This is a genomic window from Cupriavidus sp. 94F1 (assembly GCF_057798875.1).
In genome coordinates, this window is the sequence record NZ_JBYOJT010000013.1 from 18135 (window position 1) to 44024 (window position 25890).

General features: G+C 62.1%; 37 protein-coding genes. 36 read left to right on the forward strand and 1 reads right to left on the reverse strand.

Going from position 1 to position 25890, the window contains the following annotated elements:
* Positions 1-143 precede the first annotated feature (143 nt).
* The 36 genes from recQ to dsbD all read left to right on the forward strand — a co-directional run bounded on the left by recQ (position 144) and on the right by dsbD (position 24570).
* Complete coding sequence (gene recQ / locus AC3FJ6_RS23600; RefSeq protein ID WP_488773992.1) at positions 144-1994, forward strand: DNA helicase RecQ; 1851 nt, start codon at positions 144-146, stop codon at positions 1992-1994.
* A 328-nt stretch (positions 1995-2322) separates the two neighbouring features.
* Positions 2323-2700, forward strand: a complete 378-nt coding sequence (gene rpsL, locus AC3FJ6_RS23605; RefSeq protein ID WP_010810460.1) for a 30S ribosomal protein S12 — start codon at positions 2323-2325, stop codon at positions 2698-2700.
* A gap of 209 nt (positions 2701-2909) precedes the next feature.
* Entirely contained in the window at positions 2910-3380 is a 471-nt protein-coding gene (gene rpsG, locus AC3FJ6_RS23610) for a 30S ribosomal protein S7 (protein WP_066734316.1), read from the forward strand.
* Positions 3381-3498: 118 nt separating this feature from the next.
* The gene (fusA, locus tag AC3FJ6_RS23615; protein WP_400393460.1) at positions 3499-5607 is read left to right on the forward strand and encodes an elongation factor G; all 2109 of its coding nucleotides are present in this window, start codon (positions 3499-3501) and stop codon (positions 5605-5607) included.
* A 78-nt stretch (positions 5608-5685) separates the two neighbouring features.
* Positions 5686-6876 carry an elongation factor Tu gene (gene tuf / locus AC3FJ6_RS23620; RefSeq protein WP_029051586.1) on the forward strand — a complete coding sequence of 397 codons (1191 nt, stop codon included), beginning with the start codon at positions 5686-5688 and terminating at the stop codon, positions 6874-6876.
* Positions 6877-6955: 79 nt separating this feature from the next.
* A complete protein-coding gene (gene rpsJ / locus AC3FJ6_RS23625) occupies positions 6956-7264 on the forward strand; it encodes a 30S ribosomal protein S10 (RefSeq protein ID WP_006160488.1) in 309 nt (102 codons plus the stop codon).
* Positions 7265-7722: 458 nt separating this feature from the next.
* Positions 7723-8367, forward strand: a complete 645-nt coding sequence (gene rplC / locus AC3FJ6_RS23630; protein WP_066731279.1) for a 50S ribosomal protein L3 — start codon at positions 7723-7725, stop codon at positions 8365-8367.
* 12 nt (positions 8368-8379) lie between these two features.
* Positions 8380-9000, forward strand: coding sequence for a 50S ribosomal protein L4 (gene rplD / locus AC3FJ6_RS23635; protein WP_092602204.1), 621 nt, complete (start codon positions 8380-8382; stop codon positions 8998-9000).
* Positions 8997-9311, forward strand: coding sequence for a 50S ribosomal protein L23 (rplW, locus tag AC3FJ6_RS23640; RefSeq protein WP_061956557.1), 315 nt, complete (start codon positions 8997-8999; stop codon positions 9309-9311). Before rplD ends, rplW begins: the two co-directional genes overlap by 4 nt.
* A gap of 2 nt (positions 9312-9313) precedes the next feature.
* Complete coding sequence (gene rplB, locus AC3FJ6_RS23645; RefSeq protein ID WP_092602202.1) at positions 9314-10144, forward strand: 50S ribosomal protein L2; 831 nt, start codon at positions 9314-9316, stop codon at positions 10142-10144.
* A 22-nt stretch (positions 10145-10166) separates the two neighbouring features.
* Entirely contained in the window at positions 10167-10442 is a 276-nt protein-coding gene (rpsS, locus tag AC3FJ6_RS23650; protein WP_092602200.1) for a 30S ribosomal protein S19, read from the forward strand.
* Positions 10443-10451: 9 nt separating this feature from the next.
* The gene (gene rplV, locus AC3FJ6_RS23655) at positions 10452-10781 is read left to right on the forward strand and encodes a 50S ribosomal protein L22 (protein WP_092602198.1); all 330 of its coding nucleotides are present in this window, start codon (positions 10452-10454) and stop codon (positions 10779-10781) included.
* A 9-nt stretch (positions 10782-10790) separates the two neighbouring features.
* Positions 10791-11588 carry a 30S ribosomal protein S3 gene (gene rpsC, locus AC3FJ6_RS23660; RefSeq protein WP_092602196.1) on the forward strand — a complete coding sequence of 266 codons (798 nt, stop codon included), beginning with the start codon at positions 10791-10793 and terminating at the stop codon, positions 11586-11588.
* 2 nt (positions 11589-11590) lie between these two features.
* A complete protein-coding gene (gene rplP, locus AC3FJ6_RS23665) occupies positions 11591-12007 on the forward strand; it encodes a 50S ribosomal protein L16 (protein WP_006576240.1) in 417 nt (138 codons plus the stop codon).
* A 10-nt stretch (positions 12008-12017) separates the two neighbouring features.
* Positions 12018-12212 carry a 50S ribosomal protein L29 gene (gene rpmC, locus AC3FJ6_RS23670; protein WP_039007569.1) on the forward strand — a complete coding sequence of 65 codons (195 nt, stop codon included), beginning with the start codon at positions 12018-12020 and terminating at the stop codon, positions 12210-12212.
* Positions 12209-12487: a 30S ribosomal protein S17 gene (gene rpsQ, locus AC3FJ6_RS23675; RefSeq protein WP_066731249.1), complete on the forward strand. Its 279-nt coding sequence runs from the start codon at positions 12209-12211 to the stop codon at positions 12485-12487. The genes rpmC and rpsQ overlap by 4 nt, the downstream gene beginning before the upstream one ends.
* Before the next feature lie 271 nt (positions 12488-12758).
* Positions 12759-13127 carry a 50S ribosomal protein L14 gene (gene rplN / locus AC3FJ6_RS23680; RefSeq protein WP_006576237.1) on the forward strand — a complete coding sequence of 123 codons (369 nt, stop codon included), beginning with the start codon at positions 12759-12761 and terminating at the stop codon, positions 13125-13127.
* Between the two features lie 9 nt (positions 13128-13136).
* Positions 13137-13445: a 50S ribosomal protein L24 gene (rplX, locus tag AC3FJ6_RS23685; protein WP_066731247.1), complete on the forward strand. Its 309-nt coding sequence runs from the start codon at positions 13137-13139 to the stop codon at positions 13443-13445.
* A 25-nt stretch (positions 13446-13470) separates the two neighbouring features.
* Entirely contained in the window at positions 13471-14013 is a 543-nt protein-coding gene (gene rplE, locus AC3FJ6_RS23690; protein WP_008642941.1) for a 50S ribosomal protein L5, read from the forward strand.
* 9 nt (positions 14014-14022) lie between these two features.
* Positions 14023-14328: a 30S ribosomal protein S14 gene (gene rpsN, locus AC3FJ6_RS23695; RefSeq protein WP_008642942.1), complete on the forward strand. Its 306-nt coding sequence runs from the start codon at positions 14023-14025 to the stop codon at positions 14326-14328.
* A 27-nt stretch (positions 14329-14355) separates the two neighbouring features.
* A complete protein-coding gene (gene rpsH, locus AC3FJ6_RS23700) occupies positions 14356-14751 on the forward strand; it encodes a 30S ribosomal protein S8 (RefSeq protein ID WP_019451029.1) in 396 nt (131 codons plus the stop codon).
* Between the two features lie 9 nt (positions 14752-14760).
* On the forward strand, positions 14761-15294 hold the full coding sequence (rplF, locus tag AC3FJ6_RS23705; protein WP_066731245.1) for a 50S ribosomal protein L6: 534 nt from the start codon (positions 14761-14763) through the stop codon (positions 15292-15294).
* An 11-nt stretch (positions 15295-15305) separates the two neighbouring features.
* Positions 15306-15662 (forward strand): 50S ribosomal protein L18, encoded by a 357-nt coding sequence (gene rplR, locus AC3FJ6_RS23710; protein WP_066731243.1) that lies wholly within the window; start codon positions 15306-15308, stop codon positions 15660-15662.
* Positions 15663-15683: 21 nt separating this feature from the next.
* Entirely contained in the window at positions 15684-16202 is a 519-nt protein-coding gene (gene rpsE, locus AC3FJ6_RS23715; protein WP_066731242.1) for a 30S ribosomal protein S5, read from the forward strand.
* Between the two features lie 10 nt (positions 16203-16212).
* Complete coding sequence (rpmD, locus tag AC3FJ6_RS23720; protein WP_008642953.1) at positions 16213-16395, forward strand: 50S ribosomal protein L30; 183 nt, start codon at positions 16213-16215, stop codon at positions 16393-16395.
* A 19-nt stretch (positions 16396-16414) separates the two neighbouring features.
* Positions 16415-16849, forward strand: coding sequence for a 50S ribosomal protein L15 (gene rplO, locus AC3FJ6_RS23725; RefSeq protein WP_008642954.1), 435 nt, complete (start codon positions 16415-16417; stop codon positions 16847-16849).
* 49 nt (positions 16850-16898) lie between these two features.
* Positions 16899-18242: a preprotein translocase subunit SecY gene (gene secY / locus AC3FJ6_RS23730; RefSeq protein ID WP_092602192.1), complete on the forward strand. Its 1344-nt coding sequence runs from the start codon at positions 16899-16901 to the stop codon at positions 18240-18242.
* Positions 18243-18272: 30 nt separating this feature from the next.
* Positions 18273-18491 (forward strand): translation initiation factor IF-1, encoded by a 219-nt coding sequence (gene infA, locus AC3FJ6_RS23735; RefSeq protein WP_019451035.1) that lies wholly within the window; start codon positions 18273-18275, stop codon positions 18489-18491.
* A gap of 31 nt (positions 18492-18522) precedes the next feature.
* Entirely contained in the window at positions 18523-18639 is a 117-nt protein-coding gene (gene rpmJ, locus AC3FJ6_RS23740) for a 50S ribosomal protein L36 (RefSeq protein WP_008642959.1), read from the forward strand.
* A gap of 19 nt (positions 18640-18658) precedes the next feature.
* Positions 18659-19024: a 30S ribosomal protein S13 gene (gene rpsM / locus AC3FJ6_RS23745; RefSeq protein WP_011299299.1), complete on the forward strand. Its 366-nt coding sequence runs from the start codon at positions 18659-18661 to the stop codon at positions 19022-19024.
* A 24-nt stretch (positions 19025-19048) separates the two neighbouring features.
* Positions 19049-19450: a 30S ribosomal protein S11 gene (rpsK, locus tag AC3FJ6_RS23750; RefSeq protein ID WP_066731240.1), complete on the forward strand. Its 402-nt coding sequence runs from the start codon at positions 19049-19051 to the stop codon at positions 19448-19450.
* Between the two features lie 282 nt (positions 19451-19732).
* Positions 19733-20356, forward strand: coding sequence for a 30S ribosomal protein S4 (gene rpsD / locus AC3FJ6_RS23755; protein WP_215528726.1), 624 nt, complete (start codon positions 19733-19735; stop codon positions 20354-20356).
* Positions 20357-20531: 175 nt separating this feature from the next.
* Positions 20532-21512, forward strand: a complete 981-nt coding sequence (locus AC3FJ6_RS23760) for a DNA-directed RNA polymerase subunit alpha (RefSeq protein ID WP_066731234.1) — start codon at positions 20532-20534, stop codon at positions 21510-21512.
* 157 nt (positions 21513-21669) lie between these two features.
* On the forward strand, positions 21670-22065 hold the full coding sequence (rplQ, locus tag AC3FJ6_RS23765; protein WP_008642987.1) for a 50S ribosomal protein L17: 396 nt from the start codon (positions 21670-21672) through the stop codon (positions 22063-22065).
* A 100-nt stretch (positions 22066-22165) separates the two neighbouring features.
* Positions 22166-22546 carry a divalent-cation tolerance protein CutA gene (cutA, locus tag AC3FJ6_RS23770; RefSeq protein ID WP_488773993.1) on the forward strand — a complete coding sequence of 127 codons (381 nt, stop codon included), beginning with the start codon at positions 22166-22168 and terminating at the stop codon, positions 22544-22546.
* Between the two features lie 140 nt (positions 22547-22686).
* Complete coding sequence (gene dsbD / locus AC3FJ6_RS23775; protein WP_488773994.1) at positions 22687-24570, forward strand: protein-disulfide reductase DsbD; 1884 nt, start codon at positions 22687-22689, stop codon at positions 24568-24570.
* Positions 24571-24603: 33 nt separating this feature from the next.
* Here dsbD and AC3FJ6_RS23780 read toward each other — a convergent pair whose 3' ends face one another.
* Entirely contained in the window at positions 24604-25884 is a 1281-nt protein-coding gene (locus AC3FJ6_RS23780; RefSeq protein ID WP_488773995.1) for a magnesium transporter CorA family protein, read from the reverse strand.
* Positions 25885-25890: the final 6 nt, after the last annotated feature.

Consider the following 25890-nt stretch of genomic DNA (forward strand, 5'->3'; position numbering starts at 1 on the left):
GCTGGCGCAAGACTGTCGGCGGCGCCGCCAAATCGCGTGTGGCGATTGGCGCCAGTGCCACACCAGCGCAGACACATTCCGTCCGATCGGGCATGGAGTGGTATGGTTACGCCTTTCCCGGCTTTCCGATCTGCTGCTGTCCCATGTCGCGCGCCCTGGCGATCCTCAAAGAAGTCTTCGGCTACCACGCATTCCGTGGCACGCAAGCGGAGATCATCGACCATGTGGCGGACGGCGGCGATTGCCTGGTGCTGATGCCGACCGGCGGTGGCAAGTCGCTTTGCTATCAGATTCCGGCGTTGCTGCGCCAGCAGGCCGGCCAGGGCGTGGGCATCGTGGTATCGCCGCTGATCGCGCTGATGCAGGACCAGGTGGCGGCGCTGACCGAAGCCGGCGTGCGCGCCGCGGTGCTGAACTCCACGCTGAGCAGCAGCGAGGCCTCGGCGGTCGAGCGCGACCTGCTGGCCGGGCGGCTGGACATCCTCTATGTGGCGCCCGAGCGGCTGATGACGCCGCGCTTTCTGGATCTGCTGGATCGCACCCGCGTGGGTTTGTTCGCTATCGACGAGGCGCATTGCGTGTCGCAATGGGGCCACGACTTCCGGCCGGAATATATCCAGCTGTCTGTGCTGCACGAGCGATTCCCGAATGTGCCGCGCATTGCGCTGACCGCCACGGCCGACGCGCTGACGCGTAACGAGATCATCGAGCGGCTGGCGCTCGACGATGCGCGCGTCTTTATTTCCAGCTTCGATCGTCCCAATATCCGCTACCGCATCGTCGAGAAGGACAACGCGCGGAACCAGCTGCTGGCGTTCATCAAGGCCGAGCATATGAATGGCGACGGCGGGCACGACAGCGGCATCGTCTATTGCCTGTCGCGCAAGAAGGTGGAAGACACCGCGCAATGGCTGGCCAGTCACGGCATCAACGCGCTGGGCTACCACGCCGGCATGGATGCGCAGGTGCGGCAGCATCATCAGGCGCGCTTCCGCGAGGAAGAGGGCATCGTGATGGTGGCCACCATTGCCTTCGGCATGGGCATCGACAAGCCCGATGTGCGGTTCGTGGCGCATCTGGACCTGCCCAAGAGCATGGAAGGCTATTACCAGGAAACCGGGCGTGCCGGCCGCGACGGCCTGCCGGCCAATGCCTGGATGGCCTACGGGCTTGGCGATGTCGTCCAGCAGAAGCGCATGATCGACGAGTCGGAGGCGGACGACGCGCACAAGCGCGTGTCATCGTCCAAGCTCGACGCGCTGCTGGGTCTGTGCGAAACGGCGGGCTGCCGGCGCGTGCGGATTCTGGCCTATTTTGAAGAATCGGCGGGCCCTTGCGGCAACTGCGATACCTGCCTGGAGCCGCCCGCCACCTGGGACGGCACGCGCGAGGCGCAGATGGCGCTGTCCTGCGTGTACCGCACGGCGCAGGCCAGCCGCGTGCATTTTGGCGCCACCCACCTGATCGACGTGCTGCGCGGCAATGCCAGCGAGAAGATCCGGCAGTGGGGCCATGACAAGGTGTCGACGTTCGGCATCGGCAAGGATCTGTCGGTGGCCGAATGGCATGCCATCTTCCGGCAATTGATTGCCCACGGCCTGCTGGTGATCGATCACGGTGGCCATGGCGCGCTGCTGCTGGGCGATCCGGCGCGGGCCGTGCTCAAGGGCGAGCAATCGGTCACGCTGCGCCGGCAGGTCAGCAAGCCGGGCAAGTCCGGCGAACGCGCGGGGCGCGGCGGGCCGCGTACCGATCACACGGCGACGATGGATGCCGATACGCTTTCCAACTGGGAGGCGCTGCGGGCCTGGCGCACGGCCACCGCCAAATCCCACGGCGTGCCGGCCTACGTGATCTTCCACGACGCCACGCTGGCCGAGCTGGCACGCAGCGCGCCGGAATCGCTAGACGAACTGGCCGAGGTGCCCGGAATCGGTGCATCCAAGCTCGAGCGCTACGGCGAGGAAATCCTCGAAACGCTGCGCGGCAACTGAACGGGCGGGGCGGCCCGGGCGACACGGGACACGGGGGACGCAGGGTATACGTCGCGTATACCCCTTGACCGTTGTCAGTGCCCCTGCTAGAGTGCCAGATTCGAGTTTTTGGCTTTGGATTTCGCACGTCCCTCGGAATTGTGCCCTCAGCGGCGCAACCAGGCAGGCGGCAGCGGGATCCGGGCGAGCTCGCGCTCTTTGGCAAGTCTGTCACTTCACAGCCCTTCCTTCAGAGCGTCCGCTCACCTTTCCCGTCCAAAACCCGTAGTTGCCCCTTGGTCAGAGCCTGGCGAAGGGGTGTTTTTGTAAAACCAAGCTGGATTGAACAATGCCAACTATCAACCAACTGGTTCGCAAGCCGCGCGTCTCTGAAGTCGTCAAGAGCAAGAGCCCGGCGCTTGAGAACTGCCCCCAGCGTCGCGGCGTGTGCACCCGTGTGTACACCACGACGCCGAAGAAGCCGAACTCGGCACTGCGTAAGGTTGCCAAGGTGCGCCTGACCAACGGTTTCGAAGTCATTTCGTATATCGGCGGTGAAGGCCACAACCTGCAGGAACACTCGGTCGTGCTGATCCGCGGCGGCCGTGTGAAGGATCTGCCGGGTGTGCGTTACCACATCGTCCGTGGTTCGCTGGATCTGCAAGGCGTGAAGGACCGCAAGCAGGCCCGTTCGAAGTACGGTGCGAAGCGTCCGAAGGCTGCCTAAGCTTTTACGCAAAGCAATATCCGACAGCCATGACAGGACGTCATGGAGCTGTCACCAGGCGGCGGTACAACGGAGCGTTTTTTGTGCGCCGTGCCGTCGAGTAAGTGGTCACCCGGCGAATTTGTCCAGTCAGTGTGCTGGCAAGCTAGTTGGTGGCCGGAGAGCGCGATTATTCAGACCGCCTCTCAACTGAATCTTAAGGAAAGAAGATGCCACGTCGTCGTGAAGTCCCCAAGCGGGACGTTTTGCCTGATCCGAAGTTCGGTAACGTTGAAGTTGCCAAGTTCATGAACGTGCTGATGCTGGACGGCAAGAAGTCGGTTGCCGAACGTATCGTGTACGGCGCGTTCGACCAGATCGAAAAGAAGGCAGGCAAGGCCCCCATCGAAGTGTTCTCCGTTGCGATCAACAACGTGAAGCCGGTGGTGGAAGTGAAGAGCCGTCGCGTGGGCGGCGCCAACTATCAGGTTCCGGTCGAAGTCCGTCCGTCGCGTCGTTTGGCATTGGCGATGCGTTGGCTGCGCGAGGCCGCGAAAAAACGCAGCGAGAAGTCGATGGCGCTGCGCCTGGCAGGTGAGCTGATGGAAGCTGCAGAAGGCCGCGGCGGCGCAATGAAGAAGCGCGACGAAGTACACCGCATGGCCGAAGCCAACAAGGCGTTCTCGCACTTCCGCTTCTAAAGCGCGCGAAAAACGCTGTTGGTTGCCGGGCGGGCTGTGTTTTCACACATCTCGCCCGTTTGTGTTAAAGGCGCAGACCATGAGATTTCTGCGCCTCATGGACGAATAGAGGATTAAAGTGGCTCGTAAGACTCCCATTGAGCGTTACCGTAACATCGGTATTTCGGCTCACATTGACGCGGGTAAAACCACCACGACCGAGCGGATCCTGTTCTACACCGGTGTGAACCACAAGATCGGTGAAGTGCATGATGGCGCGGCCACCATGGACTGGATGGAGCAGGAGCAGGAGCGTGGCATCACGATTACCTCCGCTGCTACCACCGCCTTCTGGAAGGGCATGGGCGGGAACTATCCCGAGCACCGCTTCAACATCATCGACACCCCGGGGCACGTGGACTTCACCATCGAGGTGGAGCGTTCCATGCGCGTGCTGGATGGCGCCTGCATGGTGTACTGCGCAGTGGGTGGCGTGCAGCCCCAGTCGGAAACCGTCTGGCGTCAGGCCAACAAGTACGGCGTGCCGCGTCTGGCGTTCGTCAACAAGATGGACCGTACCGGCGCGAACTTCTTCAAGGTTTACGACCAGCTGAAGACCCGCCTGAAGGCCAACCCGGTGCCCGTCGTGGTGCCTATCGGCGCTGAAGACGGCTTCCAGGGCGTGATCGACCTGCTGGAAATGAAGGCGATCATCTGGGACGAAGCCAGCCAGGGCGTGAAGTTCGAATACCAGGACATCCCGGGCGAACTGCAGGCCGTCGCTGACGAATGGCGCGAGAAGATGGTCGAGTCCGCCGCCGAAGCCAGCGAAGAGCTGATGGAAAAGTACCTGGGCGGCGAAGAGCTGACCCGCGCCGAGATCGTCAAGGCGCTGCGTGACCGTACCATCGCCTGCGAAATCCAGCCGATGCTGTGCGGCACCGCGTTCAAGAACAAGGGCGTGCAGCGTATGCTGGACGCCGTGATCGACTTCCTGCCGTCGCCGGTGGACATTCCGCCGGTCAAGGGCGTGGACGAAAGCGACGACGAGAAGAAGCTCGAGCGCAAGGCCGACGACAACGAGAAGTTCTCGGCGCTGGCATTCAAGATCATGACCGACCCGTTCGTCGGCCAGCTGATCTTCTTCCGCGTCTACTCGGGCAAGATCAACTCGGGCGACACCGTGTACAACCCGGTGAAGCAGAAGAAGGAGCGTCTGGGCCGTATTCTGCAGATGCACGCCAACCAGCGCGAAGAAATCAAGGAAGTGCTGGCCGGCGACATCGCCGCTGCCGTGGGCCTGAAGGACGCGACCACCGGCGACACGCTGTGCGATCCGGCTGCCCCGATCGTGCTCGAGCGCATGGTGTTCCCGGAGCCGGTGATCTCGCAGGCTGTCGAGCCGAAGACCAAGGCTGACCAGGAAAAGATGGGTATCGCCCTGAACCGCCTGGCCGCCGAAGATCCGTCGTTCCGCGTGCGTACCGATGAAGAATCGGGTCAGACCATCATTTCGGGTATGGGCGAGCTCCACCTGGAAATTCTGGTCGACCGCATGAAGCGCGAATTCGGCGTGGAAGCCAACATCGGCGCGCCGCAGGTGGCCTACCGCGAAACCATTCGCAAGAAGGCCGAGGACGTCGAAGGCAAGTTCGTCAAGCAGTCGGGCGGCCGCGGCCAGTATGGCCACGCCGTGATCACGCTGGAACCGCAAGAGCCGGGCAAGGGTTTCGAGTTCATCGACGCCATCAAGGGCGGTGTGATTCCTCGCGAATACATCCCGGCGGTCGAGAAGGGTATCGTCGACACGCTGCCGGCCGGTATCCTGGCTGGCTTCCCGGTGGTGGACGTGAAGGTCACGCTGACGTTCGGTTCGTACCACGACGTGGACTCGAACGAAAACGCGTTCCGCATGGCCGGCTCGATGGCTTTCAAGGAAGCCATGCGCAAGGCCAGCCCGGTTCTGCTGGAGCCGATGATGGCCGTGGAAGTGGAAACGCCGGAAGACTACACGGGTACCGTGATGGGCGATCTGTCGTCCCGCCGCGGCATCGTGCAGGGCATGGACGACATGGTTGGCGGCGGCAAGATCATCAAGGCCGAAGTTCCGCTGTCGGAAATGTTCGGTTACTCCACCGCGCTGCGCTCGGCCACGCAAGGCCGCGCCACGTACACCATGGAATTCAAGCACTACGCCGAGGCACCGAAGAATATCGCCGAAGCTGTGATGACGGCCAAGGGCAAGTAATAAAGCTTCGCCGCCACGCATGACCTGCGTGGCGGCGCAAAGAATTGAATCTGACTGTATTCCATTAGGAGCTGAAACATGGCAAAGGAAAAGTTCGAGCGGACCAAGCCGCACGTGAACGTAGGTACGATTGGTCACGTTGACCACGGCAAGACGACGCTGACGGCAGCGATTGCCACGGTGCTGGCTGCGAAGTTCGGCGGCGCGGCCAAGAAGTACGACGAAATCGACGCAGCGCCGGAAGAAAAGGCACGCGGCATCACGATCAACACCGCACACGTGGAATACGAGACGGCCAACCGCCACTACGCCCACGTTGACTGCCCGGGCCACGCTGACTATGTGAAGAACATGATCACGGGCGCCGCGCAGATGGACGGCGCGATCCTGGTTTGCTCGGCTGCCGACGGCCCGATGCCGCAAACGCGCGAGCACATCCTGCTGGCCCGTCAGGTTGGCGTGCCGTACATCATCGTGTTCCTGAACAAGTGCGACATGGTCGATGACGCCGAGCTGCTGGAACTGGTGGAAATGGAAGTGCGCGAACTTCTGTCGAAGTACGACTTCCCGGGCGACGACACCCCGATCATCAAGGGTTCGGCCAAGCTGGCGCTGGAAGGCGACAAGGGCGAGCTGGGCGAAGTGGCCATCATGAACCTGGCCGACGCACTGGACTCGTACATCCCGACGCCGGAGCGCGCCGTCGACGGTACGTTCCTGATGCCGGTGGAAGACGTGTTCTCGATCTCGGGTCGCGGCACGGTGGTGACCGGCCGTATCGAGCGTGGCGTGGTCAAGGTCGGTGAAGAAATCGAAATCGTGGGTATCCGCCCGACGGTGAAGACGACCTGCACGGGCGTGGAAATGTTCCGCAAGCTGCTGGACCAAGGTCAAGCGGGCGACAACGTGGGTCTGCTGCTGCGCGGCACGAAGCGCGAAGACGTGGAGCGTGGTCAAGTCCTGTGCAAGCCGGGCTCGATCAAGCCGCACACGCACTTCACGGGTGAGGTCTACATCCTGTCGAAGGACGAAGGTGGCCGTCACACGCCGTTCTTCAACAACTACCGCCCGCAGTTCTACTTCCGTACGACCGACGTGACTGGCTCGATCGAGCTGCCGAAGGACAAGGAAATGGTCATGCCGGGTGACAACGTGTCGATCACCGTCAAGCTGATCGCTCCGATCGCCATGGAAGAAGGTCTGCGCTTCGCAATCCGCGAAGGTGGCCGTACCGTCGGCGCCGGCGTTGTGGCAAAGATCCTCGACTAAGCAACCTTCCTGGGACATGCCTGCGGGCATGTCCCCTATAATCCGGGCTCACTGCCCATCGCTCTTTTAAGGAACAATCATGCAGAACCAGAAGATCCGTATCCGCCTGAAGGCTTTCGACTACCGCCTGATCGACCAGTCGGCCGCCGAAATCGTGGATACCGCCAAGCGTACCGGCGCGATCGTCAAGGGCCCGGTGCCCCTGCCGACCCGCATCCAGCGCTTCGACATCCTGCGTTCGCCGCACGTCAACAAGACCAGCCGCGATCAGTTCGAGATCCGCACTCACCAGCGCCTGATGGACATCGTCGATCCGACGGACAAGACCGTCGACGCGCTGATGAAGCTCGACCTGCCGGCCGGCGTGGACGTCGAGATCAAGGTGTAAGTATGTTTCGGACCGCTCTGGCGGCCTGATGCAGCAAGAAACGGCGAACTTCGGTTCGCCGTTTTTCTTTTTACGGGCGCCAACAATGGGTCAATGCCGATCCGCCAGTGTCCGGCGACTGGTTTTTCGGCCTCCGACGGCCATCCCCTTGGTGTCCAATTGCGGCGATTTCGCCCGCGTGGCCCCCTGAATTGCCTGCTTCGACGGACATCGCGCCGCGCCAAGTCGGCTTCGCGCCGCAATTTCGCCAAATTCCGTCGCCAAGCACACGGTCAGGCGCGGAAATCGGCAAATCATCTTGCCCTTTCCAAACCGCTGGGTTATATTGTAAGGCTACCCGTTTCTCCGGGTAGTGGGGGCCGTTTTAGCCAGCGCAATCCTTTTCGCGCAACCCGCAAATCGCACAGTTTCGTGTATCAATCAGCCCCGGCCAATCGCAGCTGGGAATGGAGCAAACCATGAGCCTTGGCCTTGTAGGTCGCAAGGTTGGCATGACCCGTATTTTCACGGACGACGGTGATTCGATTCCCGTTACCGTGGTCGAGGTCGGCGACAACCGCGTGACGCAAATCAAGACGGACGAGACCGACGGTTATACCGCGGTTCAAGTCACCTTCGGCAGCCGGCGCGCAAGCCGCGTCACCAAGCCGCTGGCGGGTCATCTCGCCAAAGCCGGCGTGGAAGCTGGCGAAATCATCAAAGAATTCCGCATCGATGCAGCCAAGGCTGCCGAACTGCAAGCTGGCGGTTCGCTGTCGGTCGACCTGTTCCAGGTCGGTCAGAAGATCGACGTGCAGGGCGTGACCATCGGTAAGGGCTACGCCGGTACCATCAAGCGCTACCACTTCGCTTCGGGTCGTGCCACCCACGGTAACTCGCGTTCGCACAACGTGCCGGGTTCCATCGGTATGGCGCAGGATCCGGGTCGCGTGTTCCCGGGCAAGCGCATGACGGGTCACCTCGGTGACGTCACCCGCACGGTGCAAAACCTCGAGATCGCCAAGATCGACGCAGAGCGCAAGCTGCTGCTGGTCAAGGGCGCCATCCCCGGTTCCAAGGGCGGCAAGGTCATCGTGACCCCGGCCGTCAAGGCCAAAGCTTAAGGAGCGCATGTAATGGAACTCAAGCTCCTCCAGGACAACGGTCAAGTCGGCGCAGGCGTTGCAGCCTCGGCCGAAGTGTTCGGTCGTGACTACAACGAAGCTCTGGTTCACCAGATCGTCGTTGCCTATCAGGCCAACGCCCGTAGCGGTAACCGCAAGCAGAAGGACCGCGAAGAGGTCAAGCACACGACCAAGAAGCCGTGGCGCCAGAAGGGTACGGGCCGTGCTCGTGCCGGTATGTCGTCCTCGCCGCTGTGGCGTGGCGGTGGCCGTATCTTCCCGAATTCGCCGGAAGAGAACTTCAGCCAGAAGGTCAACAAGAAGATGTTCCGTGCCGGTATGCGCTCGATTTACTCGCAGCTCGCACGTGAAGGTCGTATCAACGTAGTGGACGGTTTCGCTGTCGACGCACCCAAGACCAAGCTGCTGGCCGACAAGTTCAAGGCCATGGGCCTGGACTCGGTGCTGATCATTACCGACAGCCTCGACGAAAACCTCTACCTGGCTTCGCGCAACCTGCCGAACGTGGCAGTCGTGGAGCCGCGTCACGCTGATCCGCTGTCGCTGGTGCACTACAAGAAGGTGCTCGTGACGAAGGCAGCTGTCGCGCAGATCGAGGAGTTGCTGAAATGACGCAAGTCGCCAAGAACGATCATCGTTTGATGCAGGTGCTGCTCGCGCCGGTGGTTTCCGAAAAGGCAACCCTGGTAGCCGACAAGAACGAACAGGTTGTGTTCGAAGTGGCTCGCGATGCCAACAAGGCAGAAGTGAAGGCCGCCGTCGAACTGCTGTTCAAGGTCGAGGTGCAGTCCGTTCAGATCCTGAACCAGAAGGGCAAGCAAAAGCGCTTTGGCCGCTTCATGGGCCGTCGCAACCACGTCAAGAAGGCATACGTGGCGCTGAAGCCGGGTCAGGAAATCAATTTTGAAGCGGAGGCCAAGTAATCATGGCACTCGTCAAGACCAAGCCGACTTCCCCGGGTCGTCGCTCGATGGTGAAGGTGGTCAACAAGGACCTTCACAAGGGCGCCCCGCACGCTCCGCTGCTGGAAAAGCAATTCCAGAAGTCGGGTCGTAACAACAACGGTCATATCACCACCCGCCACAAGGGCGGTGGTCATAAGCACCACTACCGCGTGGTCGACTTCAAGCGCAGCGACAAGGACGGCATCGCCGCCAAGGTCGAGCGCCTGGAATACGATCCGAACCGCAGCGCGAACATCGCGCTGGTGCTGTTCGCCGACGGCGAGCGCCGCTACATCATCGCCACCAAGGGCATGGTAGCTGGCCAGGCCCTGATGAATGGCTCGGAAGCCCCGATCAAGGCCGGTAACAACCTGCCGATCCGCAACATCCCGGTTGGTACCACGATCAACAACGTGGAAATCCTGCCTGGCAAGGGCGCGCAAGTTGCCCGTGCCGCTGGTGGTTCCGCCGTGCTGCTGGCCCGTGAAGGCCTGTACGCTCAGGTTCGCCTGCGCTCCGGTGAAGTGCGTCGCGTGCATATCGAATGCCGCGCCACCATCGGTGAAGTGGGCAACGAAGAGCACAGCCTGCGTGTGATCGGCAAGGCCGGTGCCACGCGCTGGCGCGGTATTCGCCCGACCGTTCGCGGCGTGGTGATGAACCCGGTGGACCACCCGCATGGTGGTGGTGAAGGCAAGACTGCTGCTGGTCGCGACCCGGTTTCGCCGTGGGGTACCCCGGCCAAGGGTTACCGTACCCGCAGCAACAAGCGCACGGACAGCATGATCGTCCAGCGCCGCCACAAGCGCTAATCGGTAGGTAGGAGCTAAAGATATGACTCGTTCCGCAAAAAAGGGTCCGTTCTGCGACGACCACCTGCTGAAGAAGGTGGAAACGGCCGTAGCCGGCAAGGACAAGAAGCCCATCAAGACATGGTCGCGCCGTTCGACGATCATGCCTGATTTCATCGGCCTGACGATCGCCGTGCACAACGGCCGTCAACACGTGCCGGTGTACGTGACGGAAAACATGGTCGGCCACAAGCTCGGCGAATTTGCGATCACTCGCACGTTCAAGGGCCACGCGGCTGACAAGAAAGCGAAGAGGTAAGGTGCCATCATGGAAGTGAAAGCGATTCATCGCGGTGCCCGTATCTCCGCCCAGAAGACGCGTCTGGTCGCTGACCAGATCCGCGGTCTGCCGATCGAGCGCGCGCTCAACATCCTGACGTTTAGCCCGAAAAAGGCTGCCGGGATCGTGAAGAAGGTGGTCGAATCGGCCATCGCCAACGCCGAGCACAACGAAGGCGCCGACATCGACGAACTGAAGGTCAAATCGATCTTCGTCGACAAGGCAACCTCGCTCAAGCGCTTCACCGCACGGGCGAAGGGCCGCGGCAACCGCATCGAGAAACAAACCTGTCACATCACTGTGACGCTCGGCAACTAAGGAGTCACGATGGGACAGAAGATTCATCCGACTGGCTTCCGTCTGGCCGTCAGCCGTAACTGGGCTTCGCGTTGGTACGCCAACAACACGAAGTTCGCCGGCATGCTGAAAGAAGACATCGAAGTTCGCGACTTCCTGAAGAAGAAGCTCAAGAACGCATCGGTTGGCCGTGTTGTGATCGAGCGTCCGGCCCGTAATGCACGTATCACCATTTACAGCTCGCGTCCGGGCGTGGTGATCGGCAAGAAGGGTGAGGACATCGAACTGCTGAAGGCCGAGCTGCAACGTCGCATGGGCGTGCCCGTGCACGTGAACATCGAGGAAATCCGCAAGCCGGAAACCGATGCGCAGCTGATCGCCGATTCGATCACGCAGCAGCTCGAGCGCCGCATCATGTTCCGTCGCGCCATGAAGCGCGCGATGCAGAACGCGATGCGTCTGGGTGCCCAGGGCATCAAGATCATGAGCTCGGGCCGTCTGAACGGTATTGAAATCGCACGTACCGAGTGGTACCGCGAAGGCCGTGTGCCCCTGCACACCCTGCGCGCCGACATCGACTACGGCTTCTCGGAAGCCGAAACCACCTACGGCATCATCGGTGTCAAGGTGTGGGTCTACAAGGGCGATCACCTGGGCCGCAATGACGCGCCTGTGGTGGAAGAGCCGCAAGAAGACCGTCGTCGTCGTCCGGGTCGCCCGGAAGGCCGCCGCCGTGAAGGCGAAGGCCGTCCGTCGGGCAACCGCCGCGGTGGTGCCGGTGCTGGTCGTCGCGCTGCGCCTGGCGCAGACGCGAAGAGTGGAGAATAAGAATGCTGCAACCGAAGCGTAGGAAGTATCGCAAGGAGCAGAAGGGCCGCAACACGGGTAAGGCTACCCGTGGTAACGCCGTGTCTTTCGGCGAATTCGGCCTGAAGGCAATGGGCCGTGGCCGTCTGACCGCTCGTCAGATCGAGTCGGCACGTCGTGCGATGACCCGTCACATCAAGCGTGGCGGCCGCATCTGGATCCGGATTTTCCCGGACAAGCCGATTTCGAAGAAGCCTGCCGAAGTCCGTATGGGTAACGGTAAGGGCAACCCGGAATACTACGTGGCTGAAATTCAGCCGGGCAAGATGCTGTACGAAATGGATGGCGTGAGCGAAGAGCTGGCACGCGAGGCGTTCCGCCTCGCCGCCGCCAAGCTGCCGATCGCCACGAATTTCGTGGTGCGTCAGGTCGGTACGTAAGGAGATTGGGATGAAAGCATCCGAACTGCGCGGCAAGGACGCCGCAGGCCTGAACCAGGAGCTCTCCGAGCTGCTGAAGGCCCAATTTAGCCTGCGCATGCAAAAGGCCACCCAACAGCTGCAGAACACCAGCCAGCTGAAGAAGGTGCGCAAGGACATCGCGCGCGTGCAAACCGTGCTGAACGAGAAGGCGAACGCGAAATGACCGAAGCTGCGAAGACTGAAGCAAAGCTTCACCGGACCCTCGTGGGCCGTGTCGTGAGCGACAAGATGGACAAGACCGTCACGGTCCTGATCGAAAACCGCGTCAAGCATCCTCTGTACGGCAAGTACGTGCTGCGTTCGAAGAAGTACCACGCACACGACGAAGCCAACCAGTACAAGGAAGGCGACAAGGTCGAAATCCAGGAAACGCGTCCGCTGTCGCGGACCAAGTCCTGGGTGGTTTCCCGGCTGGTAGAAGCTGCGCGCGTCATCTAAGTACAACAGTACTTTGCTGACTTGCAAGTCCAGGATTATGTTGCTATAATCCTGGACTTCCGCTTTATTGCGTTCGCCTTAGCAGTACCACCCGGGCGGGCCTGTTGAGCGAGCAAGGGCTGGCATCCGTAATTCAGGGTGCGGGCACTACCGACTTCCAAGTTGATCAACCCAAGCGGTGCTGGCGCAATGCCTGGCTCCGACGGGACCAAGACTGACCGACGGGCTTCATATCCGAAGACCTGACGGATTAAGTTGGGAAGATAACACCATGATTCAGACAGAAAGCCGGCTCGAAGTGGCCGATAACACCGGTGCGCGCGAAGTGCTGTGCATCAAGGTACTGGGTGGGTCCAAGCGCCGCTACGCGAGCGTGGGCGACATCATCAAGGTGACCGTGAAGGACGCAGCGCCGCGCGGTCGCGTGAAGAAGGGCGACATCTATAACGCAGTCGTCGTGCGTACCGCCAAGGGCGTGCGCCGCGCTGACGGTTCGCTCGTCAAGTTCGACGGCAATGCCGCCGTACTGCTGAACAACAAGCTCGAGCCGATCGGCACCCGTATCTTCGGGCCGGTGACTCGTGAACTCCGTACCGAGCGATTCATGAAGATCGTGTCGCTCGCTCCGGAAGTGCTGTAAGGAGCCGCCATGAACAAGATTCGCAAAGGCGACGAAGTCATCGTGCTGACCGGCAAGGACAAGGGCAAGCGCGGTGCCGTCCAGGCAGTGCAAGGCGACAAGGTCGTGGTTGAAGGCGTGAACGTTGCCAAGAAGCACGCTCGCCCGAACCCGATGCTGGGTACCACGGGTGGCGTGGTCGACAAGCTGATGCCGCTGCATATTTCCAACGTTGCGCTCGTGGATGCCAATGGCAAGCCGTCGCGTGTCGGTATCAAGGTCGAAGACGGCAAGCGCGTGCGCGTGCTGAAGACGACCGGTGCCGTCCTGGCCGCTTGATTCTGGGCACAGATAGGAGTTGAGCATGACAGCACGTCTGCAAGAGTTTTACAAAGAACAGGTTGTGCCGGCGCTGATGAAGCAGTTCGGCTACAAGTCGGTCATGGAAGTGCCGCGTTTCACCAAGATCACCCTGAACATGGGCCTGGGCGAAGCGATCAATGACAAGAAGGTCATTGAGCTGGCAGTCGGTGACCTGACCAAGATCGCCGGTCAGAAGCCCGTTGTGACGAAGGCCAAGAAGGCCATCGCCGGCTTCAAGATCCGTCAGGGCTACCCCATCGGCGCGATGGTGACCCTGCGCGGTGAGCGTATGTTCGAATTCCTGGACCGTTTCGTGACCGTCGCCCTGCCGCGCGTGCGTGACTTCCGTGGAGTGTCGGGCAAATCGTTCGACGGTCGTGGCAACTACAACATCGGTGTGAAAGAGCAGATCATTTTCCCCGAAATCGAGTACGACAAGATCGACGCACTGCGTGGTCTGAACATCAGCATCACGACGACGGCTAAGAACGACGAGGAAGCCAAGGCTCTCCTGAACGCGTTCAAGTTCCCGTTCCGTAATTAAGGGGTAACCGTGGCTAAACTGGCTCTGATTGAACGTGAGAAGAAGCGCGCAAAGCTCGTGGCGAAGTACGCCGACAAGCGCGCAAACCTCAAGGCCATTATTGACGACCAAGAAAAGTCGGAAGAAGAGCGTTATCTGGCGCGTCTCGAGCTGCAGAAGCTCCCGCGCAACGCTAACCCGACTCGCCAGCGCAACCGCTGCGCGATCACCGGTCGTCCCCGCGGTACCTTCCGCAAGTTTGGCCTGGCGCGTAACAAGATCCGCGAAATCGCCTTCAAGGGCGAAATCCCGGGTCTGACGAAAGCCAGCTGGTAATTACGCACAGGCTACAGGAGAAACAGTATGAGCATGAGCGATCCTATCGCCGATATGCTGACGCGCATTCGCAACGCCCAGGGCGTGCAGAAGGCGTCGGTGGTCATGCCCTCGTCCAAACTGAAGGTTGCGATCGCCAAAGTCCTGAAGGACGAAGGCTACGTCGATGACTACTCGGTTCAGGAAGATGGCGGCAAGGCGCAACTGACCATTGGTCTGAAGTACTACGCCGGCCGTCCGGTAATCGAGCGCATCGAGCGCGTTTCGAAGCCCGGTCTGCGCGTGTACAAGGGCCGCAGCGACATCCCCCAAGTGATGAACGGCCTGGGTGTGGCGATCATCTCGACCCCGCAGGGTCTGATGACCGACCGCAAGGCACGTGCCACTGGCGTGGGCGGCGAAGTTCTCTGCTACGTCGCGTAAGGAGCAAACATGTCCCGTGTAGGTAAGGCTCCCATCGCGCTGCCGAAAGGCGCGGAAGTAAATGTGGCGGCTGGCGTGCTCTCCGTTAAGGGCCCGCTCGGTACGCTGACCCAGCCGATTCACAGCCTGGTGAAGGCCAACGTTGCCGATGGCACGCTGACTTTCGAACCGGCTGACGAATCGCGTGAAGCAAACGCCCTGCAAGGCACCATGCGCGCCCTGGCGGCAAACATGGTCAAGGGCGTGACCACCGGTTTCGAGCGCAAGCTGCAGCTGGTTGGCGTGGGTTACCGCGCTCAACTGCAAGGCGCCGCGCTGAAGCTCCAGCTTGGTTTCTCGCACGATGTGATTCACGAAATGCCGGAAGGCGTGAAGGCCGAAACGCCGACGCAGACCGAAATCGTGATCAAGGGTGCTGACAAGCAGAAAGTCGGTCAGGTTGCCGCGGAAGTCCGCGCGTACCGTCCGCCCGAGCCCTACAAAGGCAAGGGCGTTCGCTACGCTGACGAGCGCGTCATCCTGAAGGAAACCAAGAAGAAGTAAGGGGTCCAGAGATGAACAAGAAAGACGCTCGTTTGCGCCGTGCACGTCAGACCCGCGCGAAAATCGCGGAATTGAAGATCAATCGTCTGACCGTGTTCCGTACGAATACGCATATTTACGCTCAGGTGTACTCGCCGTGCGGCACGCAAGTGCTGGCTTCGGCTTCGACCGCCGAGGCAGAAGTGCGCAAGGAACTGACTGGCAGCGGTGCTACCGTTGCCGCCGCCACCCTGGTGGGCAAGCGCGTTGCCGAGAAGGCAAAGGCAGCTGGCGTGGAAACCGTCGCGTTCGATCGTGGTGGCTTCCGCTTCCACGGCCGCGTGAAGGCCCTGGCTGACGCCGCGCGTGAAGCCGGCCTCAAGTTCTAAGCGCTCAAAGAGAGATACGTCATGGCAAAGATGCAAGCAAAAGTCCAACAGGACGAACGCGACGACGGCCTCCGCGAGAAGATGATCTCGGTCAACCGTGTCACCAAGGTGGTGAAGGGTGGCCGTATCCTCGGTTTCGCTGCGCTGACCGTGGTGGGTGACGGCGATGGCCGCATCGGCATGGGCAAGGGCAAGGCCAAGGAAGTTCCGGTGGCCGTGCAGAAGGCAATGGACGAAGCCCGTCGCAAGATGGTCAAGGTCTCGCTGAAGAACGGCACGCTGCAGCACGAAGTTGTTGGCCGTCACGGCGCCGCCAAGGTGCTGATGATGCCCGCCAAGGAAGGTACCGGCGTGATCGCCGGTGGTCCGATGCGCGCGATCTTCGAAGTGATGGGTGTGACGAACGTTGTGACCAAGTCGCACGGTTCGACGAACCCGTACAACATGGTTCGCGCCACCATCGATGGTCTGACCAAGATGAGCACGCCGGGCGAGATCGCCGCCAAGCGTGGCAAGTCGGTCGAAGACATCCTCGGCTAAGGTGAACGAAATGTCGCAGAAAACCGTAAAAGTGCAACTCGTGCGTAGCCTGATCGGTACGCGCGAGGATCATCGCGCCACCGTACGTGGCCTGGGCCTGCGTCGCCTGAACTCCGTTTCGGAGCTGCAGGACACGCCCGCCGTGCGCGGCATGATCAACAAGGTCTCGTACCTGGTCAAGGTTCTGGCCTGATCGGGACTCGGAGAGCAACATGCAACTGAACAACCTGAAACCGGCCGACGGTTCGAAGCACGCCAAGCGTCGCGTCGGCCGCGGTATCGGCTCCGGCCTGGGCAAGACGGCTGGTCGTGGTCACAAGGGTCAGAAGTCGCGTTCGGGCGGCTTCCACAAGGTTGGCTTCGAAGGCGGTCAAATGCCGCTGTATCGTCGCCTGCCGAAGCGTGGTTTTACCTCGCTGACCAAGGCCTTCACCGCTGAAGTGACCCTGCGCGACATCGAACGCCTGGAAGCTGCCGAAGTGGACCTGCTGGTCCTGAAGCAAGCTGGCCTGGTGGGCGAGCTGGTCAAGAGCGCGAAGGTCATCAAGGCCGGTGAACTGTCCCGCAAGGTGACGATCAAGGGTCTGGGTGCCACCGCTGGCGCCAAGGCTGCGATCGAAGCCGCTGGCGGCCAGATCGAAGCGTAATTACGCAGTAGCATTCGCAGCATAGGCGAAGTCACAGTCGGAGCATCGTTTGGCCACGGCGAAACCCAATGCAAGCGCGCAGGCCAGGAATACGGCGAAGTACGGCGATCTCAAGCGCCGGCTGATGTTCCTGGTGCTGGCCCTGATCGTCTACCGCATCGGTGCACATATTCCGGTGCCGGGAATCGATCCGGATCAGCTTGCGAAGCTTTTCCAGAGTCAGTCGGGTGGCATCCTCGGGATGTTCAACCTGTTCTCGGGCGGTGCGCTGTCGCGCTTTACCGTCTTCGCGCTCGGCATCATGCCGTACATCTCGGCGTCGATCATCATGCAATTGCTGACGATCGTGCTGCCGCAGCTGGAGTCGTTGAAGAAGGAAGGGCAGGCAGGGCAACGTAAGATTACGCAGTACACACGCTACGGCACCGTGGTTCTGGCCACGTTCCAGGCGTTGTCGATTGCGGTGGCGCTGGAGTCGCAGCCAGGGCTGGTTATCGATCCGGGTCTGATGTTCCGGGCCACGGCGGTAATCACGCTGGTGACCGGCACGATGTTCCTGATGTGGCTGGGTGAGCAGATTACCGAGCGCGGTCTGGGCAACGGTATTTCGATCATCATCTTCGGTGGTATCGCGGCGGGCCTGCCCAATGCGATCGGCGGACTGTTCGAACTGGTCCGTACGGGTTCCATGAGCATCATCGCGGCGATCCTGATCGTGGCGATCGTGGCTGGTGTGACCTACGCCGTGGTGTTTATCGAGCGTGGCCAGCGCAAGATCCTGGTGAACTATGCCAAGCGTCAGGTCGGCAACAAGGTGTACGGCGGTCAGTCGTCGCACCTGCCGCTGAAGCTGAACATGGCAGGGGTGATTCCGCCGATCTTTGCATCGTCGATCATCCTGTTCCCGGCGACGATTGCAGGCTGGTTCACGTCTGACTCGACGGGTGCGGTTGGCCGGTTCATCAAGGACCTGGCTGCCACGCTGTCGCCGGGCCAGCCGGTCTACATCCTGCTGTATGCGACTGCGATTGTATTTTTCTGCTTCTTCTATACGGCTCTGGTCTATAACAGCCGGGAAGTGGCAGACAACCTGAAGAAAAGTGGAGCCTTCATTCCGGGCATCCGTCCGGGCGAGCAAACGACGCGCTATATCGACAAGATCCTGGTGCGCCTGACGCTGGCTGGTGCGATTTACATCACACTGGTCTGCCTGTTGCCGGAATTCCTGGTGCTGCGCTGGAACGTTCCGTTCTATTTCGGCGGAACCTCGCTGCTGATCATCGTGGTCGTCACGATGGACTTCATGGCACAGGTACAGTCCTATGTCATGTCGCAGCAGTACGAGTCGCTGCTGAAGAAGGCGAATTTCAAGGGTAACCTGACCTTGCGCTAAGGAAAGCTGGGGTCGGGGCGGGCACCAGGTATGGCAAAAGACGACGTCATCCAGATGCACGGGGAGGTCCTGGAAAATCTCCCCAACGCGACGTTCCGCATCAAACTGGAGAACGGCCACGTAGTACTCGGCCACATCTCCGGCAAGATGCGAATGAACTACATCCGGATTCTTCCGGGTGACAAGGTGACGGTTGAGCTGACTCCATATGATCTGTCTCGCGCACGTATCGTCTTCCGGACGAAGTGAAGCGAACTGGAATTGAAGGAAGAGGAAAATCATGAAAGTGCTGGCTTCTGTTAAGCGCATTTGCCGCAACTGCAAAATCATCAAGCGCAACGGTGTCGTGCGCGTGATCTGCTCGTCGGATCCCCGCCACAAGCAACGCCAAGGCTAATCGGAAAGAGGATTGACGAATGGCACGTATCGCAGGGGTTAACATCCCGAACCACAAGCACACCGAAATCGGCCTGACGGCTATTTATGGTGTCGGCCGCTCGCGCGCCCGCAAGATTTGCGAGGCCACCGGTGTACCGTTTGACAAGAAGGTCAAGGATCTGACCGACGCCGACCTGGAAAAGCTTCGTGACGAAGTGGGCAAGGTCACGGTCGAGGGTGACCTGCGTCGTGAAACCACGATGAACATCAAGCGTCTGATGGACCTTGGTTGCTATCGTGGCATGCGTCACCGCAAAGGTCTGCCGCTCCGCGGCCAGCGTACCCGCACCAACGCCCGTACCCGTAAGGGTCCGCGCAAGGCCGGCGTGGCACTGAAGAAGTAAAGCCGAAGGCAGAGGAATAGACGAATGGCAAAAGGTCCGAATAACGCCGCCCAGCGCGCGCGTAAGAAGGTCAAGAAGAACGTTGCCGACGGCATTGCGCACGTCCACGCTTCGTTCAACAACACCATCATCACGATCACCGACCGTCAGGGCAACGCCCTGTCGTGGGCGACCGCTGGTGGCCAGGGCTTCAAGGGTTCGCGCAAGTCGACCCCGTTCGCAGCCCAGGTTGCCGCCGAAAACGCCGGCCGCGTTGCGCAAGACCAGGGTATCAAGAACCTGGAAGTGCGCATCAAGGGCCCGGGCCCGGGTCGCGAATCGGCTGTCCGTGCGCTGAACGCGCTGGGCATCAAGATTTCGGTGATCGAAGACGTGACGCCGGTGCCGCACAACGGCTGCCGTCCGCCGAAGCGCCGCCGTATCTAAGCGCCAGGCTTGCCGGGGATACGATCAGGGTCTTACCCCGTATCTCCGGAGTGTGGTAGTATCCCGCGTTGGCCTGCTGCAAGTTTTTGCGGCGGGCTTTCGTTTTGCGTCCGCGTCTTGAGGCTTCCGCCTCGGCGAGGACGATATTCATCATGCTTTTGCGTTGCCTCCGCGTGGCCGTGGTCATTGCGGATGAAGAACCATAAGCCCACCGTCCGTCACGACAGGTGACGGACTCGCGGCGCGTCCTGATGGCGCCGTGATCGATCAAAGGAAGATAAAGTGGCACGTTATACCGGCCCGAAGGCCAAACTTTCCCGCCGCGAAGGCACCGATCTGTTCCTGAAGAGCGCCCGTCGCTCGCTGGCCGACAAGTGCAAGCTGGACAGCAAGCCGGGTCAGCACGGCCGCACCTCGGGTGCCCGTACGTCCGACTACGGCAACCAGCTGCGCGAAAAGCAGAAGGTCAAGCGCATCTATGGCGTGCTGGAGCGTCAGTTCCGCCGCTACTTCGCTGAAGCCGACCGCCGCAAGGGCAACACCGGCGAGAAGCTGCTGCAACTGCTGGAATCGCGCCTGGACAACGTCGTGTACCGCATGGGCTTCGGCTCGACCCGCGCCGAAGCGCGCCAGCTGGTTTCGCACAAGGCGATCCTGGTGAACGGTCAGCCGCTGAACGTGCCGTCGGCCCAGGTCAAGGCTGGTGACATCGTGTCGATCCGCGAACAGTCGAAGAAGCAGGTCCGTATCGCCGAGGCCCTGTCGCTGGCCGAACAGTCGGGCTTCCCGACCTGGGTGGCCGTGGATTCGAAGAAGTTCGAAGGCACGTTCAAGCAGGCTCCGGATCGCGCCGATATTTCGGGCGACATCAACGAAAGCCTGATCGTCGAACTGTATTCGCGTTAATCGCGGACCGAGATTCGAACGGTTCATCGCTTGCCTTATCCACAAGGCTTCGCTTTCAGCCCGGCGCGCCACGCGGCGCGCCGGGCTTATTGCCCATCATACGATGGGTTTTTTCAGGTTCCAAACGTCAGCCTTATCGGTGTAACGAGCCGAGGGTATTGAAAAGGACAACCTAATGCAAACAGCACTCCTCAAGCCAAAAATCATCGCCGTCGAACCGCTGGGCGACCACCACGCCAAAGTCGTGATGGAGCCGTTTGAACGCGGTTACGGGCATACGCTTGGTAACGCGCTGCGTCGCGTCCTGCTGTCGTCGATGGTCGGCTATGCGCCGACTGAAGTCACGATCGCTGGGGTCGTCCACGAGTATTCCACCATCGATGGCGTTCAGGAAGACGTCGTCAACCTGCTCCTCAACCTGAAGGGCGTGGTCTTCAAGCTGCACAACCGCGACGAAGTCACGGTGTCGCTGCGCAAGGATGGCGAAGGCGTGGTCACGGCAGCCGATATCGAGCTGCCGCACGATGTCGAGATCATCAACCCGGGTCACGTCATTGCCCACCTGTCCGCAGGCGGCAAGCTGGACATGCAGATCAAGGTCGAGCAAGGCCGTGGTTATGTGCCGGGCAACGTGCGCAAGTTCGGCGACGAATCGGGCAAGGTGATCGGCCGCATCGTGCTGGACGCCTCGTTCTCGCCGGTCCGCCGCGTTTCGTACGCCGTGGAATCGGCGCGTGTGGAACAGCGTACCGATCTGGACAAGCTGGTGATGAACATCGAAACCGACGGCGTGATCTCGCCGGAGGAAGCGATTCGCCAGTCGGCCCGTATCCTGGTAGACCAGCTGTCGGTGTTTGCCGCGCTGGAAGGCACCGAATCGGCCGCCGAGGCAGCTTCGAGCCGCGCTCCGCAGATCGATCCGATCCTGCTGCGCCCGGTGGACGACCTCGAGCTGACGGTGCGTTCGGCCAACTGCCTGAAGGCCGAAAACATCTACTACATCGGCGACCTGATCCAGCGTACCGAGAACGAACTGCTCAAGACCCCGAACCTGGGTCGCAAGTCGCTCAACGAGATCAAGGAAGTCCTGGCTTCGCGTGGCCTGACGCTCGGCATGAAGCTCGAGAACTGGCCGCCCGCAGGTCTGGAGAAGTAATTGGCGGGTGGAGCTGCCGAAAGGCGGCTCCACTGTCAACGCGCCACAGGCAATTCCGCCCGTGGCACCGTAGCACTACCGGCCCGCGCCCGAGCCCGCTTCCAGCGGCCAAGGCGATAGAAGAGCTGGTCAAACACTGTAATCAAAAGGAATCATCATGCGTCACCGTCATGGTCTGCGGAAACTGAACCGCACCTCGTCGCACCGTCTCGCGATGCTGCGCAACATGTCCAACTCGCTGTTCCAGCACGAGCTGATCAAGACCACCCTGCCCAAGGCCAAGGAACTGCGCAAGGTTGTCGAGCCGCTCATCACGCTGGCCAAGAAGGACACCGTTGCCAACCGCCGTCTGGCTTTCGCCCGTCTGCGCGACCGCGACATGGTCACCAAGCTGTTCACCGAACTGGGCCCGCGTTACGCCACCCGTCCGGGCGGCTACACCCGTATCCTGAAGTTCGGCTTCCGTCAGGGCGACAACGCGCCGATGGCGCTGGTCGAGCTGGTGGACCGTCCGGAAATCACCGAAGCCCCGGCTGAAGAAGCTGCGGAATAAGTGATGACCGAACCCGTCCCCGCTGACGGGTTATCGGACACGGCACTACAATCGAGCCAGGCTTTTGCCTGGCTCTTTTGTTTTGTGCCCCGATCCACGCATGACAAGTTCAGACTCCTCCCATAGCGCGACGCGCCCGGACCCGGCAGAATCGGTCTGGATGGCGATGACCAACCTGCCCGACGAGGCGTCCGCGGCGCGGGTGGCGCGGGCCGTCCTGGAAGCCCGGGTTGCGGCCTGCGTGAACCGGCTGGCACCGTGCCAGTCCGAGTACTGGTGGCAAGGCAAGCTCGAGCAGGCGCAGGAATGGCCGCTGCTGATCAAGACCACGCAGCGCCAGTACGCGGCGCTGGAAGCCGTGATCCGAGCCGAGCACCCCTACGACGTGCCGGAACTGATTGCGTGGCCGCTGGTGGCGGGGCTGCCCGCCTATCTGGCCTGGGTCCGGGCGGAAGCCAGCGGTGCCGCAAGCCAGCCTTGAAGCCAGAACAACAAGTATCGGAACAACTCATGGGAACGACGGGGATCAGCGGGAACGGAACGTGGCTTGAGGGTGCCACGCCAGCCATCGGACAACGGCCCGGTGCGGCGCGGGGCGGACGTCCGTCGGTGCGTTCGGGATTGCGACATATCGTCGCAATCGCCCTGATCTTCCTCGTGTGTCTGGTGACCTGGGGCAGCGCCCGCGCGGCGTCGGAAGACGACTTCCTGCCGCCAGAACAGGCGTTCAGGTTTGCCGCCAGGCAGGTCGATCCCCAGACCATTGAAGTCCGGTTCGAGGTGGCCGACGGCTACTACCTGTACCGCGAGCGATTTGCCTTTGCCGCACAGCCGGCCGGCGTGAAGCTTGGTACCCCGGCCATGCCGCAGGGCAAGGTGCATTTCGACGAGACCTTCGGCAAGGACATGGAAACCTACCGCGGCGCCGTCGTCGTCAAGGTGCCTGTCGAACAGGCGCCGGCCGATGGCCGCTGGACGCTGGTGGTGACCTCGCAGGGCTGCGCGGACAAGGGCCTGTGCTACCCGCCGATGGAAAGCGTCTACAAGGTAGGCGGGTCGGCGTTGGGCAATCTTTTTGGCGATCGCGGCGCGCCCGCACGGTCGACGCCCGCCGAGGCCCAGGCGGACAGTCCGGCCAGCGAGCCGCCCAAGACACCCGCCGTTCGTGGTCCGCAAATCGACGAGAACGACCGTATTGCCGGCGCGCTGGCCAGCCGCAATCTGCCGCTGATCGGCGCGCTGTTCTTCGGACTCGGGCTGCTGCTGACCTTCACCCCTTGCGTGTTGCCGATGGTGCCCATCTTGTCGTCCATCGTGGTCGGCGAGCACGTGACCCGGGGCCGCGCTTTCGTCGTGTCGCTGGCCTATGTACTGGGCATGGCCGTGGTCTATACCGCCGTGGGCGTGGCTGCGGGACTGGCCGGCGAAGGCCTGTCCGCCGCGCTGCAGACGCCCTGGGTGCTGGGCCTGTTCGCGTTGCTGATGATCGGGCTGGCGCTGTCGATGTTCGGTCTCTACGAACTGCAGCTGCCGCAGCACTGGCAGACCCGGCTGACCCAGTCTTCCAACCGCAGGCAGGGTGGCCAGGTGGCTGGCGCCGTGGCGATGGGCGCGATTTCGGCGCTGATCGTCGGGCCGTGCGTGACCGCCCCCCTGGCTGGCGCGCTGGCCTATATCGCCCAGACCGGCGATGCCCTGACCGGCGGCGCGGCGCTGCTGGCCATGGCGCTGGGCATGGGCGTGCCGTTGTTGCTGGTGGGCGTCGGCGCAGGCAACCTGCTGCCGCGCGCGGGCAAATGGATGGAGGCAACCAAGCGATTCTTCGGCTTCCTGCTGCTTGGCGTGGCGATCTGGATGGTGACCCCGGTGCTGCCGGCGTGGGTGGTGATGATCGCGTGGGCGGCCCTGCTGATCGTCGCGGCCGTGTATCTTGGCGCGTTCGACTCGCTCGGCCCTGACCCGCGCGGGTTGCTGCGCCTGGGCAAGGGCCTGGGCCTGGTTGCCGCGCTGGCGGGCGCCATCCAGATCGTCGGGGTGGCTTCCGGTGGACGCGATCCGCTCCAGCCGCTGTCCCATCTCGGCAGCTTCCCGGGGCCGTCGGCGACAGGGACCGCCGGCAAGGACGCAGCCGTGCGTTTCGAACGCGTGCGAAGCGTTGCCGAACTGGACGCGCGCGTGGCACAGGCCGCGGCAGTGGGCCGCCCGGTGCTGCTGGATTTCTATGCTGACTGGTGCGTCTCCTGCAAGGAGATGGAAAAGCTGACGTTCCCCGACGCCAAGGTCAGGGCGCGTCTGGCCAACGTGGTGCTGCTGCAGGCCGACGTGACGGCCAATAACGCCGACGACAAGGCGCTGCTCAAGCGCTTCGGCCTGTTTGGCCCGCCGGGCATCATCCTGTTCGGATCGGACGGCCGCGAGCGCCCGGTCCGCGTGATCGGCTATCAGTCGGCGAACCGCTTCCTGGACAGCCTGGAGCGCGCGTTCGGCAAGGCGCCGCAGACCTGAGTCCGCACCCCGGGGCGCCGGATCGGGCGGAGACTATCGGTCCAGCCAGCGTCCCAGCGCCCAGATGCCACCGATGGCGGCCACCACCCCGCCCATCAAGCCGATCGACCACCAGAACCCGTTCGGCTCCTGCAGCCACGGCATGCGGGCGAAGTTCATGCCGAACACGCCCGTAATCAGCGTGAGCGGCATAAACAGGGCCGTGATGATCGTCAGCGCCCGCATGGTGCGGTTGGTGCGGTGCGCCACGGCCGAGAAGTGGATCTGCACGGCCGATTCGATCGAATCCTCCAACCGCCGCGCGTGCGCGAGAACCCGCATGATGTGCTCCATCAGGTCGGTCAGCCGCACGAGCAGCACCTCATCGCGGCTGGCCGCGCCGGGATCGCCGTCGCCAGCGCTGTAGCGGTTGTCCAGCAGGCTGTCGCGGAATTCCTGCAACGCGTCGCGCTGTTCCTCGCTCAGGTTTTCAAGCCGGCGCAGCTGGTTACGTGCGTCGAGCAGCCCTTCCCAGCTCGAGAAGCTCTGCCGGGCGCTCAGCAGGGCGCGCTGCCAGCGGTCCAGCTGACGCGTCAGCGGCGTTCGCAGGTCGAGGTAGCGGTCCACCATGGCGTTCAGTAGCCGCAGCATCAGGTCTTCCGGGCGCGTGGGCGGGCGAACGCCATGCATCAGCGACGCCGCGCCGTTGGCGCGTGCCGGCGCGGATTGCGGCGCGCCGCAGGTATCCAGCAGCCGCTGCCGGACCTGGTCGATGGTGCGAGACGGCGATGGCCGCACCGTGATCAGCACATTGTCGAATACGAAAAAGGCCACCGGCTGCGTGTCGATGCGCGCCAGCGCGGGCAGGAAGCCCGGCGCGTACTTGCGCGAGGCCTTGCGCGGGGCGGGCATCGGTGCCGCTTCCGGGCCGGTCTGCGGCGGCGTGGCGGTGCCGCTAGCCGGGGCCACCGGGGTGGCGGCCATCGTACCCGGCGCGGCCGTGTCGCCGCCGGCCTGCGCGGCATCGGCCTCGGCAAACTGGCGGCTGGTCTCGAAGGTCAGCTTGCGGAAGATCACCATGTCATACGCATTGGTCGTGTCGAAGAACGACGGATGCGCAGGGTTGGTGGCATCGGCCAGATGCAGGTCGAGGATGGGCGCGCCGGTCAGGGCCACCAGGCGGTCGCGCCACGCGCCGGGCGCGGGCGACACCTCCTCGGTGGCAAAGTCGGCCCAGACAAAGCGCGCGGCGGCGTTGCCGGAAAGAAAGTCCCGTGCGGCGTCGAGCGTCGCGAGCGGGTGTACCTGGCTGGCCGAGAAGCCCAGTAGTTGCATGCGGCA